Annotated in this window: 20 protein-coding genes; 12 read left to right on the top strand and 8 right to left on the bottom strand. The window is 66.0% G+C overall.

Annotation, left to right across the window (positions count from 1 at the left end; genetic code table 11):
- The 3 genes from VN856_RS06915 to VN856_RS06905 form a co-directional block, all read right to left on the bottom strand.
- The coding region (locus tag VN856_RS06915; protein ID WP_325687448.1) for an SAM-dependent methyltransferase at positions 1–364 on the bottom strand (364 nt) is incomplete at its 3' end.
- Between the two features lie 3 nt (positions 365–367).
- Positions 368–1189, bottom strand: coding sequence for a mycofactocin-coupled SDR family oxidoreductase (locus VN856_RS06910; RefSeq protein ID WP_325687446.1), 822 nt, complete (start codon positions 1187–1189; stop codon positions 368–370).
- Positions 1186–1500 (bottom strand): putative quinol monooxygenase, encoded by a 315-nt coding sequence (locus VN856_RS06905; protein WP_325687444.1) that lies wholly within the window; start codon positions 1498–1500, stop codon positions 1186–1188. The genes VN856_RS06910 and VN856_RS06905 overlap by 4 nt, the downstream gene beginning before the upstream one ends.
- A gap of 138 nt (positions 1501–1638) precedes the next feature.
- On the opposite strand from VN856_RS06905, the gene VN856_RS06900 reads away from it, so the two are divergent.
- Entirely contained in the window at positions 1639–4143 is a 2505-nt protein-coding gene (locus tag VN856_RS06900) for an FtsK/SpoIIIE family DNA translocase (RefSeq protein ID WP_414686891.1), read from the top strand.
- An 8-nt stretch (positions 4144–4151) separates the two neighbouring features.
- Here VN856_RS06900 and VN856_RS06895 read toward each other — a convergent pair whose 3' ends face one another.
- Genes VN856_RS06895 through VN856_RS06885 form a run of 3 tightly spaced genes read right to left on the bottom strand, consistent with a single transcriptional unit; the run spans position 4152 to position 5738 of the window.
- Positions 4152–4511 (bottom strand): SgcJ/EcaC family oxidoreductase, encoded by a 360-nt coding sequence (locus VN856_RS06895; RefSeq protein ID WP_325687442.1) that lies wholly within the window; start codon positions 4509–4511, stop codon positions 4152–4154.
- Positions 4498–5208, bottom strand: a complete 711-nt coding sequence (locus VN856_RS06890) for an SDR family oxidoreductase (protein WP_325687440.1) — start codon at positions 5206–5208, stop codon at positions 4498–4500. The genes VN856_RS06895 and VN856_RS06890 overlap by 14 nt, the downstream gene beginning before the upstream one ends.
- Before the next feature lie 8 nt (positions 5209–5216).
- A complete protein-coding gene (locus VN856_RS06885; RefSeq protein ID WP_325687438.1) occupies positions 5217–5738 on the bottom strand; it encodes an amino-acid N-acetyltransferase in 522 nt (173 codons plus the stop codon).
- A 108-nt stretch (positions 5739–5846) separates the two neighbouring features.
- Between VN856_RS06885 and pgsA the strand changes: the two genes are divergently transcribed.
- The 5 genes from pgsA (at position 5847) to pspM (ending at position 9064) form a co-directional block, all read left to right on the top strand.
- On the top strand, positions 5847–6443 hold the full coding sequence (pgsA, locus tag VN856_RS06880) for a CDP-diacylglycerol--glycerol-3-phosphate 3-phosphatidyltransferase (RefSeq protein ID WP_325687436.1): 597 nt from the start codon (positions 5847–5849) through the stop codon (positions 6441–6443).
- Positions 6421–6909, top strand: a complete 489-nt coding sequence (locus VN856_RS06875) for a CinA family protein (protein ID WP_325687434.1) — start codon at positions 6421–6423, stop codon at positions 6907–6909. The genes pgsA and VN856_RS06875 overlap by 23 nt, the downstream gene beginning before the upstream one ends.
- A 79-nt stretch (positions 6910–6988) precedes the next feature.
- Positions 6989–7315 (top strand): transcriptional regulator ClgR, encoded by a 327-nt coding sequence (gene clgR, locus VN856_RS06870; protein WP_325687432.1) that lies wholly within the window; start codon positions 6989–6991, stop codon positions 7313–7315.
- Positions 7316–7402: 87 nt separating this feature from the next.
- Positions 7403–8227 (top strand): phage shock protein PspA, encoded by an 825-nt coding sequence (pspA, locus tag VN856_RS06865; protein ID WP_325687430.1) that lies wholly within the window; start codon positions 7403–7405, stop codon positions 8225–8227.
- 15 nt (positions 8228–8242) lie between these two features.
- Entirely contained in the window at positions 8243–9064 is an 822-nt protein-coding gene (gene pspM / locus VN856_RS06860) for a phage shock envelope stress response protein PspM (protein WP_325687428.1), read from the top strand.
- 3 nt (positions 9065–9067) lie between these two features.
- On the opposite strand, the gene VN856_RS06855 is transcribed toward pspM, so the two are convergent.
- Both VN856_RS06855 and VN856_RS06850 read right to left on the bottom strand, forming a co-directional pair.
- Positions 9068–9481: a DUF5313 domain-containing protein gene (locus VN856_RS06855; protein WP_325687426.1), complete on the bottom strand. Its 414-nt coding sequence runs from the start codon at positions 9479–9481 to the stop codon at positions 9068–9070.
- 5 nt (positions 9482–9486) lie between these two features.
- The gene (locus VN856_RS06850) at positions 9487–9909 is read right to left on the bottom strand and encodes a limonene-1,2-epoxide hydrolase (RefSeq protein WP_325687424.1); all 423 of its coding nucleotides are present in this window, start codon (positions 9907–9909) and stop codon (positions 9487–9489) included.
- 39 nt (positions 9910–9948) lie between these two features.
- Between VN856_RS06850 and VN856_RS06845 the strand changes: the two genes are divergently transcribed.
- From VN856_RS06845 to VN856_RS06820, 6 genes are all read left to right on the top strand, one after another.
- Complete coding sequence (locus VN856_RS06845; RefSeq protein WP_325687423.1) at positions 9949–11121, top strand: glycosyltransferase; 1173 nt, start codon at positions 9949–9951, stop codon at positions 11119–11121.
- 13 nt (positions 11122–11134) lie between these two features.
- Entirely contained in the window at positions 11135–11329 is a 195-nt protein-coding gene (locus VN856_RS06840; RefSeq protein ID WP_325687421.1) for a DUF3046 domain-containing protein, read from the top strand.
- A 167-nt stretch (positions 11330–11496) separates the two neighbouring features.
- Positions 11497–12549, top strand: coding sequence for a recombinase RecA (recA, locus tag VN856_RS06835; protein ID WP_325687419.1), 1053 nt, complete (start codon positions 11497–11499; stop codon positions 12547–12549).
- Entirely contained in the window at positions 12515–13042 is a 528-nt protein-coding gene (gene recX, locus VN856_RS06830; RefSeq protein ID WP_325687418.1) for a recombination regulator RecX, read from the top strand. Before recA ends, recX begins: the two co-directional genes overlap by 35 nt.
- 122 nt (positions 13043–13164) lie before the next feature.
- A complete protein-coding gene (gene miaB, locus VN856_RS06825) occupies positions 13165–14685 on the top strand; it encodes a tRNA (N6-isopentenyl adenosine(37)-C2)-methylthiotransferase MiaB (protein ID WP_325687416.1) in 1521 nt (506 codons plus the stop codon).
- Complete coding sequence (locus VN856_RS06820; RefSeq protein ID WP_325687414.1) at positions 14682–15305, top strand: hypothetical protein; 624 nt, start codon at positions 14682–14684, stop codon at positions 15303–15305. The genes miaB and VN856_RS06820 overlap by 4 nt, the downstream gene beginning before the upstream one ends.
- The last annotated feature ends 109 nt before the right edge of the window (positions 15306–15414 follow it).

Below are 15414 nucleotides of genomic sequence, written 5' to 3'. Positions count from 1 at the left end.
GGTCGACCTCGAAGATCGGGATCCGGTTCCTTCTGGCCAACCGGTAAGCCAGCGTGTCGAATCCGGCTCCCAGGACGACCACTGCGTCGATGTCGTCGAGTGATTCGTTGACCTTGTCGGCGATATAGCGCTTACGGCAGTTCATGCTGGCCCATAGGCCTGGGCCCTCGCGCTCCATCGCGGCCATCGCCAGTCGTCTCATCGGGTTCGGCGGCGTCTTGGTCACCAGCCACCGGGTTGGCGCCGGCAAGAATCGCGCCGCCAGGTCATCGTCCACCAACCGGCGGCCGCGCGGTTCGCTTTGTTCCAAGGCGACCAACACCATGGGGCCATACGCGGTTTGTGCCGCTGGATTTCTCGCCACGCGCTACTTGTTCAGGAATCCCGCATCGACCGGCAGCGTGACACCGGTGATGTAGCGGGCTTGGTCGGACACCAGCCACGCGACCGCGTTGGCGATGTCCTCGGGTTGGAGCACCTCCACCGGTAACGCATTGCCCATGCTGCCCGGCGAATCTGACTCGGCTGCCATCTTGGCCAGCCATCCCCGGGTGAAGTCATTGTCGATCATCGGTGTCTCGACGCCGGTCGGGTGAATCGAATTGACCCGGATATTCTGTTTGGCAAGCAGATTCGCGTACACGCGCATCAGACCGACCACGCCGTGCTTGGCGGCCGCGTAGCCCACCGAACCCGCGTCCGGGCTGCCCACGCCGGCCAGGCCGGCGGCGGAGCTGATCAGCACGATCGACCCGCCGGCCCCCTGTTTGATCAAGACCGGTATCGCGGCCTTGATGGTGTTGTAGACCCCGGTCAGATTGACATCGATCACGTCGCGCCAGCCGTCGTCACCCGACTGCATCGGGGCGATACCGGCGTTGGCGACCACGATGTCGAGTCGGCCGAGTTCGTCAACACCGGCCTGAACCGCGTCTGACAGCGATGCCCGGTCGCGAACGTCGGCCTCCTTGGCGACGATTCGTGCTCCGATGTCTTCGACGAGTTTCACGGTGGCGGCAAGATCGTCGGCGCTCGCCAGTGGGTAGGGAACGCTGGCAATCGGCGCGCAGATGTCGACCCCGATGATGTCGGCGCCCTCGGACGCCAGGCGCACCGCATGGGCGCGGCCCTGCCCGCGCGCAGCGCCGGTGATCAGCGCAACTTTGCCTCCGAGTGGGCCTCCGGTCACGGGCGAATTTGCCCTTTGTCGGGGTCGCCGGCGGGAACTGGTTGCAGCATTTTGATGTCGGGTGCGCCGACCAGGTGCTCGCCGGCCGCGGTGAACATCTTGGCCACCGCGGGAGCGCTGCTATGGGTCTTGAGCGCCTCCTCGTCCGCCCATTGCTCGACAAAGACGAAGGTCTCGCCCGATTGGTTCACCGAATACAGCTGGCAACCGGGTTCCGCGTGCACCTCCTCTGCCGCGGTTGTGAGGATGTCACGAACGGTGTCGACCGATTCGGGTTTGACGGTCAGCGTGGCGACGACGACGACGGGCATGCAGGCCTCCTGAAGATGAGTGACGGGTGTCACCCTACCGAGGGCGTTTTCGCCGGTGAAACGCCGGTTGCATGGTCACGGCCAGGTAACCAGTGTGGCGGATGGTGCAGATGGTGTTTTAGCGATTAGGCTTGCCGCATGGCTAGCAAGACTGTCGCGCGCTCCAGAGCCCGAACGAGCAGGTCAAAGAGCTCTTCGCGGTCGGCGCAGCCCCGGCGTAGCCCCGCGCGAAGGCCCGCTAAGGCCCCGCGCCGGCCCGCCGGGCGCCGCAACCACTCGCTGGTGACCAACGCCGGGCTGGCGTGTGGTCGCGCCATGCGTGGAACGTGGCTGATGCTGGCCAAGGGGACCGGCAGCACGGCCCGATCGGTGGGCCGGGCCCGCGAGATCGATCCGGGCCACCGTCGCGACGGGATTGCTCTGGCGTTGCTGGGTTTGGCGGTCGTCATCGCCGCCAGCTCCTGGTTCGACGCCGCCCGCCCGGTTGGCGCTTGGGTCGACTCGGTGGTGCGCATCTTCATCGGCTCGGCGGTGGTGGTGCTGCCCGTGGTCACCGCTGCGGTCGCCGTGCTGTTGATGCGCACCGAGCCGAATCCGGAGGCCCGCCCCCGGCTGGTGCTCGGCGCGGCGATGATGGCGCTGCCGGTGCTGGGCTTGTGGCATCTGTGGGCCGGCTCGCCGGACACTCCGGCCGGACGTGCGCACGCCGCCGGATTCTTCGGCTTCGCCATCGGGGGTCCGCTCTCCGAAGGATTGACCAAGTGGATCTGCGCACCGCTGTTGTTCATCGGCGCGCTGTTCGGCCTGCTTCTGTTGACGGGCACGACGATTCGCGAACTGCCGGAGACGCTGCGTTCCATGTTCGGCACGCGGATGTTCGACTACCGCGACGGCGATGAGTATTACGACGAGACGAGCACGGAAAATGGTGTCGCCGAGGACTTCTCCGACGGCTACTACGACGAATCCTCGACGTACGGCGACGATGAAGCCCAGGCGTGGCCGTCGAGCGCCGGCCCGGTCGCCCCGGACGACAACCCGACGGTGCCGGAGCCGACGGTGTCGCGCAGCCGCAAGCGCGACGCCAAAACCGTTGCCAAGCAAGACACCCTGGTCGTGGACCGGGTTGTCGAGGGCCCGTACACGCTGCCGCCGCTGAGCCTGCTGGTGGCCGGCGATCCGCCGAAGAAGCGGAGCGCCGCCAACGATCAGATGGCCGATTCGATCAGCTCGGTCCTGCAACAGTTCAAGGTCGACGCTGCGGTTACCGGCTGCACGCGCGGGCCGACCGTCACCCGCTACGAGGTCGAGCTGGGCCCCGGCGTCAAGGTGGAGAAGATCACCGCCCTGCAGAAGAACATCGCGTATGCGGTGGCCACCGAGAGCGTCCGGATGCTCGCGCCGATCCCGGGCAAGTCCGCCGTCGGCATCGAGGTGCCCAACACCGACCGCGAAATGGTGCGTCTGGCCGACGTTCTCACCGCGCCAACGACCCGCCGCGACCACCACCCGCTGGTGATCGGGCTGGGCAAGGACATCGAAGGCGACTTCATCTCGGCCAACCTGGCTAAGATGCCGCACCTGCTGGTCGCCGGTTCCACCGGCTCCGGTAAGTCAAGCTTCGTCAACTCGATGCTGGTCTCGTTGCTCACCCGGTCCACACCGGAAGAGGTCAGGATGATCCTGATCGACCCGAAGATGGTGGAACTGACGCCCTACGAAGGCATTCCGCACCTGATCACGCCGATCATCACCCAGCCGAAGAAAGCGGCAGCGGCGCTGGCGTGGCTGGTCGAGGAGATGGAGCAGCGCTACCAGGACATGCAGGCGTCCCGGGTTCGTCATATCGACGACTTCAACGCAAAGGTGCGCAGCGGAGCGATCACCGCGCCGCTGGGCAGCCAGCGGGAGTACCGGCCCTACCCGTACGTCGTGGCGATTGTCGACGAGCTCGCCGACTTGATGATGACGGCGCCGCGCGACGTCGAGGATGCCATCGTGCGGATCACCCAGAAGGCCCGTGCAGCAGGCATTCACCTGGTGCTGGCCACTCAGCGCCCCTCCGTCGACGTGGTGACCGGCTTGATCAAGACCAACGTGCCATCGCGGCTGGCGTTCGCCACGTCGTCGCTCATCGACAGCCGGGTGATCCTGGATCAAGCCGGCGCCGAAAAGTTGATCGGCATGGGTGACGGCCTGTTCCTGCCGATGGGTGCCAGTAAGCCACTACGACTGCAGGGTGCCTACATCACCGACGAGGAGATCCACGCCGTCGTCACCGCGTGCAAGGACCAAGCCGAACCCGAGTACACCGAGGGCGTCACCACCGCCAAGGCCAGCGGCGAACGCAAGGATGTCGACCCCGACATCGGCGACGACATGGACGTCTTGCTGCAGGCCGTCGAGTTGGTGGTATCCAGCCAGTTCGGCTCGACATCGATGCTGCAACGCAAGCTTCGGGTCGGTTTCGCCAAAGCCGGCCGGCTGATGGACCTGATGGAGACCCGCGACATCGTCGGCCCGAGCGAAGGTTCCAAAGCGCGTGACGTGTTGGTCAAGCCCGAGGACCTGGCCGGAACGTTGGCGCTGATCCGCGGCGGCTCAAGCGCCGACGGCTCGGATACCGACAGCGAAATCGACTGAGCCGCAGACTAATCGAGTTTGGACGCCTGGTAGTAGTAGATACTCCAGCCGTCGTCGCTGTGCTTGACTGCCACGCCGAGGAACACGCTGACGAGGCGTCCGTCCGGAAACGTGAAGTCGGCGTGGACGTATCCGAGCACCTGATCATCGGCCAGTCGGCGGGTCTGCAGGATCTCGTATTCGACGGTCAGGCCTACCGGTTGGCTCGCGTAGTAGTCGATAACGCCTTGGCGGCCAACGCTGTAGGGGCGTAGACCCTGGAAGATGGCGTCCTCGGTGAAGACCTCCGAGACCCGTTCGGGCTCGTGTGCGTCGATGCCGGCCTTCCAGCGGTCCAGGGCGTCGCGCAGCGCATCAGTGTCCGGCACTTTGACCTCCATCCACGTGCAGGATCTCGCCGGTGACAAAGGGCGAGTTCTCCAGGTACAGCACGCCCTTGACGACATCGTCGATGTCGCCCACGCGCCCCAACGGATGCCTCTTGGCCAATGCATCGTATGTGGCCGGATCGTGCATGGGAGTGCGAATGTCGCCGAGAGCGACGGCGTTGCACCGGATGCCGTGCTTCGCGTACTCGATGGCCAGTTCTTTGGTGACGGCGTTCAACCCGCCTTTGGTCAGTGACGCCAACGCTGAGGGGAGCGCAGAGTCCGCGTTCTCGACCAGAGTGGTCGAGATGTTGACCAGGTGGCCGCCTGCTCCGCCGCGCAGCATCGCGGACACCGCGGCACGCGAAACCTCAAAAAATCCGCGCAGATTGACCCCGGTGATCGCGTCATAGTCCGCGTCGGTGTACTCGGTGAACGGCTTGGAGATGAAGATGCCCGCGTTGTTGATCACCGTTCGGATTCCGCCGAACCGCTCGAGCGCGGCGTCGACGATGCGTTGGCCGACGCCGGGCTGTCCGATATCTCCGGCGACGGTGAGCACCATCGGATCGTCGCTTGGGGTCACATTGCGCGAGTTGGCGACGACGGCGTACCCGATCCCGCGGTAGCCGGCGACCAGGCCGGCGCCGATTCCCTGCGAAGCGCCGGTGATGACGACAACGGGTTGAGCGTCCACCCCGCCCACTACAGCACCAGCAGCATCCGCGAGTTGCCCAGAGTGTTCGGCTTGACGTAGCTGAGATCCAGGAACTCGGCGACACCGATGTCGTAGGAGCGGCACATTTCCTCGAAAACCTCGGCGGTCACCGGGGTGCCCTCGATCTCGGTGAACCCGTGCCGGGCGAAGAATTCAGTCTCGAAGGTCAACACGAACAGGCGCTCCAGCTGCAAGTTACGGGCGATCCGGAGAAGCTGGTCGACGATGGCATGCCCGATGCCGCGTCCCGTCATCGACGGGTCGACGGCTACGGTGCGCACCTCGCCGAGATCGGCCCACAACACATGCAATGCGCCGCAACCGACCACGACGCCTTCGTGCTCGGCCACCCAGAACTCCTGGACCGCTTCATACAGCGTCACCAGGTTCTTTTCCAACAGGATCTTGCCCGCGTAGGTGTCGACGAGGTCCTTGATCACCGGGACGTCAGAGGTTCGCGCGCGCCGGATCGCAGGCCCGTTGGCCGGTGGATCGCTCGCTGCGTTCACGAATTGCAGAGTATCGGTTGGGCCGCGCCCGGCGACGATGCTGATCGCGTGGCGCGGCGTGGAGCGGGTAATAAGGCTCAGCGCTGCGCTAACCGATATTCTGTTGCCGTGTCGGGACAGCCTCAAACAGGTCCAGTAGTCCCGCGCGTTCGGGTCACCAACCTCGCTAACGTGCTCACGCTGTTGCGACTGGTGCTTGTTCCGGTCTTCCTGCTGGCATTGTTCGCCGGTAACGGGCACGAAACCGCCAGCCGGATAATCGCTTTCGTCGTTTTCGCGGTCGCCGTCATCACCGACCGTTTCGACGGTGCCTTGGCCCGTAACTACGGCATGGTGACCGAATTCGGCACGATGGCCGACCCGATCGCGGACAAGACGCTGATCGGCGCCGCGCTGATCGGGCTGTCGATGCTCGGTGACCTGCACTGGTGGGTGACGGCCGTCATCCTGGCTCGCGAGGTCGGGATCACGGTGTTGCGGTTTGTGATGCTTCGCCACGGCGTCATCCCTGCCAGTCGCGGCGGCAAGCTCAAGACCCTCGTGCAAGCCGTCGCGATCGGAATGTTCGTGCTGCCGCTGTCGGGTTCCTGGCTGGTGGCCGCATGGGTGGTGATGGCAGCCGCGATCGTGCTGACCGTGCTCACCGGGTTGGACTACGTCGCCTCCGCCGCAAAGGATGCTCGTGGACGACCCGCTGCTCAGTGACGATGCGCGTGGGCTGGTCGCCGATCTGACCGTCCGCAAGCAGAGCGTCGCAACTGCCGAGTCGCTGACCGCGGGGCTGCTGGCCGCGACGCTGGCCGGCGTGCCCGGTGCCAGTGAGGTCCTGCGTGGCGGCCTGATCACCTATACCGAGCACACCAAAGTCGTGCTGGCCGGCGTCGCGCCGCAGATTCTCGACGAGGTCGGCCCGGTTGCGGGCCCGACCGCCCGGGCGTTGGCTGTCGGCGCGCGCCAACGCTGCGATGCCACCTGGGGTGTCGGGTTGACGGGCGTCGCGGGACCCGACCCACACGGCGGCCATGAAGTGGGCACGGTGTTCATGGGTCTGGCCGGCCCGGTCGACACCGAGGTGATCGAGCTGAAGCTCACCGGAACGCGCTGGGACATCCGAATCTCGGCGGTGCGCGAGTCGATCAGCAGGCTGCGGGCCCTGGTCGCGGCCGAGTAAGCCAGGCCGGGAACCATTGACCGCGCGGCGTGCGTTGACCTGATGAAGAATCAAGCTGACCGGAGTTAAGGAGAGCGCGATGGCGTCATTGCTACGCGAAGTCCTCGGCGACGTACTGCGTCGTGCCCGCACCAAGCAAGGCCGGACGCTGCGTCAGGTATCCGACTCCGCGCGGGTCAGCCTGGGATACCTGTCCGAGGTCGAGCGCGGCCGCAAAGAGGCTTCCAGCGAGCTGCTCAGCGCGATCTGCGACGCCTTGGACGTGCCGTTGTCTCAGCTGCTCGTCGACGCCAGCGAACAGCTGGCCCGCCGGGAGCGGGCAATGGCCAGCGCCCGCAGTGCGGCCAACATCGACGCCAGCACCAAGGTCGTCATTCCGCCCGTCGTCTCGATGGCCGTCGCCTAGCCCGGCTAGTGAGGGTGTGGCAATCACGGCGGAGACGATAAGTTGAGCCTCAGGGCAGACACCTACACACAAAGGCGGAGCTAACCCATGGCCAATCCGTTCGTCAAGGCGTGGAAGTACGTCATGGCGCTGTTCAACTCGAAGATCGACGAACACGCCGACCCGAAAGTGCAGATCCAGCAGGCCATCGAGGAGGCGCAGCGTCAGCACCAGGCGCTGACTCAGCAGGCCGCCTCGGTTATCGGCAACCAGCGCCAACTCGAGATGCGGCTCAACCGCCAACTGGCCGACATCGAGAAGCTTCAGGTCAACGTTCGGCAGGCGGTGACGCTGGCCGACCAGGCCACCGCCGCGGGCGACACCGCGAAAGCCACCGAATACAACAACGCCGCCGAGGCGTTCGCGGCGCAGCTGGTCACCTCCGAGCAGAGCGTGGAAGATCTCAAGGCCTTGCACGACCAGGCGCTGGGCGCTGCCGCACAGGCCAAGAAGGCCGTCGAGCAGAACGCGATGGTGCTGCAGCAGAAGATCGCCGAACGCACCAAGCTGCTCAGCCAGCTGGAGCAGGCCAAGATGCAGGAACAGGTCAGCAAGTCGTTGCGGTCGATGAGCGAGATCGCGGCGCCCGGTACCACCCCGAACCTCGACGAGGTGCGCGACAAGATCGAGCGTCGCTACGCCAACGCGCTGGGTCAGGCTGAACTGGCGCAGAGCTCGGTGCAGGGCCGGATGATCGAGGTCGAGCAGGCCGGCGTGGAGATGGCCGGCCACTCGCGGTTGGAGCAGATCCGGGCGTCGATGCGCGGCGACGCGTTGCCGGCCGGCGGGGCGGCGAGCGGTTCCGCGGCTGCGCCGAGCACCCCGGCATCGGCGCCTACGGCTGCGCCCACCGAAAAACCCCTCGGTCAGTAAGAGACGAGCACTTCGATGGCGGTGCAGCCGGGTCGCAATTCCGCGTGGCGGACATTGCTGATGCGCGGCCTCGACACGGCCAGCGACCTTTCCGAGCTGTTAGTCCAGAAGATCAGCGCGGCGATCGATCCGCGGGAACGACAGCTGCGTCGTAGGCGTCGCGCGCTGCGCTGGGGTCTGATCTTCAGCGCGGGGTGCGTGTTCTGGGGCGTGGTGACGGCGATCCTGGCGGCATGGGGCTGGTTCGCGCTACTGCTGGAGATCACCGGCGGCGTCGCTGTCGCGCAAGCGATGATCGCCACGCTGCTGCTGATCCGCTACCGCTGGATGAAAGCCGATCCGCTGCCCGCGCAGCGGCCCACCAACATTCGGCGTCTGCCGCCGCCGAGTTCGGCGGCCCGCCCGGCGATGTATGCACTTGGCGCTTCCGAACGGGGATTCTTCTCGTTGCTCGGAGTCATGGAGCGCGGCAACATGTTGCCCGACAGCGAGATCAGTGAGCTGACCGCGGCGGCCAAAAAGAGCTCGGCTGCCATGGCGGCGACGGCCGCCGAGGTGGTGTCGATGGAGCGCGCGGCCAATGGCACGCCACAGTCCCGCTCATATCTGGCGCCCACCATCAACGCGTTCACCGCGCAATTGAGCGCCGGGGTGCGTCAGTACAACGAAATGGTCACCGCGGCAGCACAATTGGTGTCTTCGGCGAACGGTGATCGCGGCGCCGCGTTGGTCGAGTCGCGACAGCGCTATCGTGACGAGCTGGCCGGAGCCACCGACCGTCTGATCGGCTGGTCGCGGGCCTTCGACGAACTCGGCGGGCTACCCCGCCGGGCGTAGAGCTCAGATGTCTTGGCCGTGGCTGGTCGATTCGTCCCTGGGGCCGTACCGCTCGATATACGACTGACGCATCTGTTCTTCGCGCTTACTGCGGCGCGCGTCGACCAGATTCGGGTCGAGGCCGTGCACTTGCAGCATGTGCCGGCGCCACACCTTGTTCAGTGCGTGGGAGAAGTACACGAACGGAATCAGAATGGGCAGCGTCATGCTCAGGTGGACGTCCCACGTCGTCGGGATCAGCCAGAACGGCGCAAGCACCAGCACCGCAGGCACCGCCACCCGGCGCATCATCCGGACCGTCGCACCCTTGCTGGTCAGATCGTTGCGCACCCAGTCCCGCATCGAGTCGGGCAGCTGCCCCCCGCAGCAGTACCGGATGAACTGAAACGCGTTGGGCCGTACCGCGCTTTCGGACATCGGAGTTAGAAAGACGTCCGCAGCGCCGGCACAACCAGACCGGCGAGGCCGCGCAGGGTTGCCTTGAACATGTCGAAGAAATCGAAGTAGTCGCGCCACAGCGTGATCTGTCCGTTGTGGACTTCGAATACGCCGCAGATCCAGAATTGCAGCCGCAGCGGACCGAAGATCAGTGCATCGGTGCGTTCGGTGAGTACGGCGGCGCCGTCGGCGGCGATGCGGTGGATCTTCACCTCGAAACGGCTGGCTCCGCCGAGCGGGCTGAACAGTTTCATCGCCCTGCGGCGGCCATGGATCGTGGGCAAACCGACGTTCTGATAAACCAGATCTTCGGCCAATGCGGCGCTGGCGGTATCGAGGTCGGCGTCCTGCAGCGCATACAGAAAGACCTCGACGGTGCGGGTGTTTTCGAGAGTCTGCTCGGTCATGATCACCAGCCTAGCGAGCCGCTGTGGCAGGGTAATGCGATGCGCGTCGCCGTGGTGGCCGGGCCGGATCCCGGACACTCGTTTCCGGCCATCGCGTTGTGTCAGCGGTTCGTGGCCGCCGGCGACACCCCCACCCTGCTGACCGGTGCCGAGTGGCTGGAAACCGCTCGCGCCGCCGGTGTCGATGCCGTCGAATTGGCCGGGCTCGACCCCACCGCGGACGACGACGACGGCGACGCCGGTGCCAAGATCCACCAGCGCGCGGCTCGGATGGCGGTGCTGAACGTGCCTCAGCTCCAGGCCATGGGGCTGGACCTGGTGGTGTCCGACGTGATCACCGCCTGCGGCGGGATGTCGGCTGAGCTGCTGGGAATTCCGTGGGTCGAACTGAATCCGCATCCGCTGTACCTGCCGTCCAAAGGCCTGCCGCCGATCGGCAGCGGGCTGGCGCCGGGCACCGGGATCCGCGGCCGGTTGCGGGATGCCACGATGCGCGCGCTGACCGCGCGATCCGTGCGGGCGGGCGCCCGCCAGCGTGCGGAGGTACGCGTCGAGATCGGTTTGCCGGCAACCGATTCCGGCCCACTGCGCCGGCTGATCGCGACGCTGCCTGCCTTGGAGGTCCCGCGTCCGGACTGGCCGGCCGAAGCCGTCGTGGTGGGTCCGCTGCACTTCGAGCCGACCGAGCAGCTGCTGTCCATCCCGCCGGGCTCGGGACCGGTGGTGGTGGTCGCTCCGTCGACGGCGATGACCGGAACGAAAGGGTTGGATCAGGCCGCCCTGGACTGCCTGGTGCCCGGATCTGGCCTGCCCGCCGGTGCGCGGGTGATCGTGTCGAGACTGAACGGTCCGGATCTGACGCTGCCGCCGTGGGCGGTGGCCGGGCTGGGCCGCCAAGACGACCTGCTCGCGCATGCCGACCTGGTGATCTGCGGCGGCGGACACGGCATGGTGGCCAAGACACTGCTGGCCGGCGTTCCGCTGGTGGTGGTGCCCGGCGGGGGAGACCAATGGGAGATTGCCAACCGGGTGGTGCGCCAAGGCAGTGGGCGCCTGGTACGGCCGTTGACAGACGAGGCACTGGTCAGCGCCGCCGCCGAAGTGTTGGCGACGCCGAGCTACCGCGACGCCGCGCAGCGCGCCGCCGCCGGCGCGGCCGACGTCACCGACCCGGTGCAGGTGTGCCGTCATGCGCTCGCGCCTGCCGGGTAGGTAGCTTGGCTGGGTGCGGCTCACGGAATTTCACGATCGGGTGACCCTGCGGTTCGGCGCGACATATGGCGGATCGGTGCTGGCTGACCACGTGCTGACCACGTTCGATGGGCGCACCGCCGCACAGGCGATCGAGGACGGAATCGACCCGCGCGACGTGTGGCGCGCGCTGTGTGTCGACTTCGACGTCCCCCGCGAACAGTGGTGATCGGACCCTAGACACGCCGGCGGCGCGCCTCCTTGCTTTCGAACACCTGTTCGCTACTGTGGTGATCGTTCGACGGGCCCGACTTGTCGGAGGGCTGCTTTAACGTCACGGCCAACCGACCGAGACCGGTCAAACCGAACGACGACTACACCGAGAGGTAGCACACCATGGCACAAGCCCCAGATCGCGAAAAGGCCCTCGAACTGGCGATGGCCCAGATTGAGAAGAGTCACGGCAAAGGTTCGGTGATGCGGCTCGGTGACGAAGTGCGCCAACCGATCTCGGTCATCCCGACCGGATCGATCGCGCTGGATGTTGCCCTGGGCATCGGCGGCCTGCCCCGTGGTCGGATCGTAGAGATCTACGGCCCGGAGTCCTCGGGTAAGACCACCGTCGCACTGCACGCGGTGGCCAACGCCCAAGCCGCAGGCGGCATCGCGGCGTTCATCGACGCCGAGCACGCGCTGGATCCCGACTACGCCAGCAAGCTGGGCGTGGATACCGATTCGCTGCTGGTCAGCCAACCGGACACCGGCGAGCAGGCGCTCGAGATCGCGGACATGCTGATCCGTTCGGGCGCGCTGGACATCCTGGTCATCGACTCGGTGGCCGCACTAGTGCCGCGCGCGGAGATCGAAGGAGAGATGGGCGACAGCCACGTCGGACTGCAGGCCCGGCTGATGAGTCAGGCGCTGCGGAAAATAACCGGCGCACTGAGCAATTCGGGCACTACGGCGATCTTCATCAACCAGCTTCGCGAGAAGATCGGGGTGATGTTCGGCTCGCCCGAAACAACGACGGGTGGAAAGGCTTTGAAGTTCTACTCGTCGGTGCGTCTGGATGTGCGACGGATCGAGACGCTCAAGGACGGTACCGATGCGGTCGGTAACCGCACCCGGGTCAAGGTCGTCAAGAACAAGGTGTCGCCGCCGTTCAAGCAGGCCGAGTTCGACATCCTCTACGGCAAGGGCATCAGCAAGGAAGGCTCGCTGATCGACATGGGTGTGGACCAGGGCTTCGTTCGTAAGTCCGGGTCGTGGTTCACCTACGAGGGCGAACAGCTGGGGCAGGGCAAGGAGAACGCCCGCAACTTCCTGCTGGAGAACGCCGATGTGGCCAACGAGATCGAGAAGAAGATCAAGGAAAAGCTTGGCATCGGTGCGGTAGTGACTGACGACGTGACCAATGACAGCGTCTTGCCCGCTCCCGTCGACTTCTGAGCCATCTCGCGAAGAGCAGGCGCGGGCGCTGTGCCTGCGCCTGCTCACCGCGACGGCGCGGACCCGTGCTGAGCTGGCCGGCCAGCTGGCCAAGCGCGGATACCCCGACGATGTAAGCACCAGGGTGCTGGATCGGTTGGCCGACGTCGGATTGATCGACGACACAGACTTCGCCGAACAGTGGGTGTACTCGCGGCTGGCGAACGCAGGAAAAGGCAAGCGCGCGTTGGCTGCTGAGCTGCGAACCAAGGGCGTCGACAACGACGTGATCGCCTCGGTGCTCGGCGGCATCAATCCCGCGGCCGAGCGTGGTCGCGCCGAAGAATTGGTGCGCAAGAAGCTTCGGCGGGAAAACCTCAGTGACGAAGCTGCCGATGCCCGGGTGATCCGCCGACTGGTGGGGATGCTCGCACGTCGCGGTTTCACGCAGTCGATGGCCTACGACGTCGTCAGTGTCGAGTTGGCCGGCGAGCGGGAGCGCAGGCGCGTCTAGCTCAGACGAAGGCGGCTGCGTCCTGCTTCGGGCCGTCGAACCCTAGGAACACCAGGGCGGTTTGTTGGGGAGCGGACTACCACGCGAGCACCGGTGGTCACGGCTCGCCGTACCATGGCCCAGTGACTTCGACGGTGACATCGGATACGGCGCCCCCAGCGACGCCGTCGTTGTCGCAGCGTACTTACCAGGTTCGCACCTACGGATGTCAGATGAACGTCCACGACTCGGAGCGGCTGGCGGGCCTGCTCGAGGCGGCGGGCTACCGGCGGGCGCCTGACGGCGACGACGCCGACGTGGTGGTCTTCAACACCTGCGCGGTCCGCGAGAACGCCGACAACAAGTTGTACGGCAACATCAGCCACCTGGCGCCGCGTAAGCGGAGCAACCCCGACATGCAGATCGCGGTCGGTGGCTGCCTGGCTCAGAAAGACAAGGACGACGTGCTGCGCAAGGCGCCGTGGGTCGACGTCGTCTTCGGCACCCACAACATCGGTTCGTTGCCGACGTTGCTCGAACGGGCCAGGCACAACAGGGTTGCCCAGGTTGAAATCGCCGAGGCGTTGCAGGAGTTTCCGTCCGCATTGCCCGCTGCCCGCGAATCTGCCTACGCCGCTTGGGTTTCCATTTCAGTGGGCTGCAACAACAGCTGCACGTTTTGCATCGTTCCGGCGTTGCGGGGCAAGGAAGTCGACCGTAGCCCGAACGACATCCTGGCTGAAGTGCGCTCGCTGGTGGCCGACGGAGTGCTGGAAGTCACGCTGCTAGGCCAAAACGTCAACGCCTACGGGGTGTCGTTTGCCGACCCGCGGATACCGCGCAACCGTGGCGCATTCGCCGAGTTGCTGACCGAATGCGGACGCATCGAGGGCCTTGAGCGCGTGCGGTTCACCTCGCCGCATCCGGCTGAGTTCACCGACGACGTCATCGATGCGATGGCGCAGACGCCGAACGTCTGCCCGGCGCTACACATGCCGCTGCAATCCGGGTCGGACCGAATGTTGCGGGCCATGCGGCGGTCCTACCGGGCCGAGCGCTACCTCGGCATCATCGATCGGGTGCGCGCGGCGATGCCGCACGCCGCGATCACCACCGACCTGATCGTCGGATTCCCCGGTGAAACCGAGGACGACTTCGCGGCTACCTTGGATGTCGTTCGGCAGGCCCGGTTCGCCAACGCGTTCACTTTCCAGTACTCCAAACGTCCCGGCACCCCCGCGGCCGAACTGGACGGTCAGCTGCCGAAAGCCGTTGTCCAGGAACGCTATGAGCGGCTGATAGCGCTCCAGGATCAGATCGCGCTGGAAGAGAACCGCAACCAGATCGGCCGGACCGTCGAACTATTGGTGGCCACTGGCGAGGGCCGCAAGGACAGCAGCACCGCGCGGATGAGCGGACGCGCACGAGACGGCCGCCTGGTGCATTTCACACCCGGCGAGCAGCAGGTGCGCGCGGGCGACATCATCACGACCACCATCACCCGAGCCGCCCCGCATCACCTGATCGCCGACGGCGATGTCATCAGCCACCGCCGGACCCGTGCTGGTGACGCCGCGGCACAACGTCCATCCGGAGTCGGGCTGGGCATGCCGGGCGTCGGGCAACCCGCGGCGGCGCCAGAGTCACAGGGGTGCACTCGATGAGCCAGAACGAGCCGAAGCGAGGCGAGTTCGACGCCTTTCGCGACGACATCGAAGCCGCCGAACGTCGTATCGCCCGCGAAATAGAACCGGGCGCACGAGCTTTGGTTGTCGCCATTCTGGTGTTCGTGCTGATCGGATCGTTCGTCCTGCCGCACACCGGCGATGTCCGCGGATGGGATGTGTTGTTCTCCACTCGGGGCGCCGGAAAAGCGGCAATAGCGCTGCCGTCACGCGTATTCAGTTGGCTCGCCTTGGTTTTCGGTGTTGGATTTTCGATGCTGGCCTTGTTGACCCGGCGGTGGGCGCTGGCCTGGGTCGCGCTGGCGGGATCCGCGGTGGCCAGCGCCGCCGGTCTGCTGGCCGTGTGGTCACGACAGACGGTGTCCTCTGGACACCCGGGCCCCGGTATCGGGCTCTTCGTGGCCTGGATCGCCATCATTTTGTTGACGTTCCACTGGGCGCGGGTGGTCTGGTCGCGCACGATCGTTCAGCTCGCTGCCGAAGAACAGCGCCGTCGAGCCGCCGCGCATCTGCAGGCCCGAACGTTGCTGGAAACCTTCGACGACCCTGACCGCGCCGAGCCGCCGAAGCCCAACGGCACGGCGCAGCCGCCGGGCTAGCGCTTACGGGTCAGCGCATCGGCTGCGGCCTCGGCCCATTGCCGCCACTGTTCGGCGTTGGCCTTGGCCTCTTCGGCTTCCTTGGAACGTCCTGCCGCCTCGGCTTTTT

This window comes from Mycobacterium sp. (assembly GCF_035603715.1).
In the GTDB taxonomy this organism is placed as follows: domain Bacteria; phylum Actinomycetota; class Actinomycetes; order Mycobacteriales; family Mycobacteriaceae; genus Mycobacterium.
The sequence above is the reverse complement of the archived record's forward strand: the minus strand, read 5'-3'. Positions and strand labels throughout refer to the sequence as shown.

What these genes read in the sequence shown, in the direction of transcription:
- VN856_RS06850 (WP_325687424.1), bottom strand. Translation starts at nt 9,909, where the DNA reads ATGACCGAGCAGACTCTCGAAAACACCCGCACCGTCGAGGTCTTTCTG.
- recA (WP_325687419.1), top strand. Translation starts at nt 11,497, where the DNA reads ATGGCACAAGCCCCAGATCGCGAAAAGGCCCTCGAACTGGCGATGGCC.
- VN856_RS06900 (WP_414686891.1), top strand. Translation starts at nt 1,639, where the DNA reads ATGGCTAGCAAGACTGTCGCGCGCTCCAGAGCCCGAACGAGCAGGTCA.
- pspA (WP_325687430.1), top strand. Translation starts at nt 7,403, where the DNA reads ATGGCCAATCCGTTCGTCAAGGCGTGGAAGTACGTCATGGCGCTGTTC.
- VN856_RS06855 (WP_325687426.1), bottom strand. Translation starts at nt 9,481, where the DNA reads ATGTCCGAAAGCGCGGTACGGCCCAACGCGTTTCAGTTCATCCGGTAC.
- clgR (WP_325687432.1), top strand. Translation starts at nt 6,989, where the DNA reads ATGGCGTCATTGCTACGCGAAGTCCTCGGCGACGTACTGCGTCGTGCC.
- recX (WP_325687418.1), top strand. Translation starts at nt 12,515, where the DNA reads ATGACAGCGTCTTGCCCGCTCCCGTCGACTTCTGAGCCATCTCGCGAA.
- pspM (WP_325687428.1), top strand. Translation starts at nt 8,243, where the DNA reads ATGGCGGTGCAGCCGGGTCGCAATTCCGCGTGGCGGACATTGCTGATG.
- VN856_RS06905 (WP_325687444.1), bottom strand. Translation starts at nt 1,500, where the DNA reads ATGCCCGTCGTCGTCGTCGCCACGCTGACCGTCAAACCCGAATCGGTC.
- VN856_RS06820 (WP_325687414.1), top strand. Translation starts at nt 14,682, where the DNA reads ATGAGCCAGAACGAGCCGAAGCGAGGCGAGTTCGACGCCTTTCGCGAC.
- VN856_RS06845 (WP_325687423.1), top strand. Translation starts at nt 9,949, where the DNA reads ATGCGCGTCGCCGTGGTGGCCGGGCCGGATCCCGGACACTCGTTTCCG.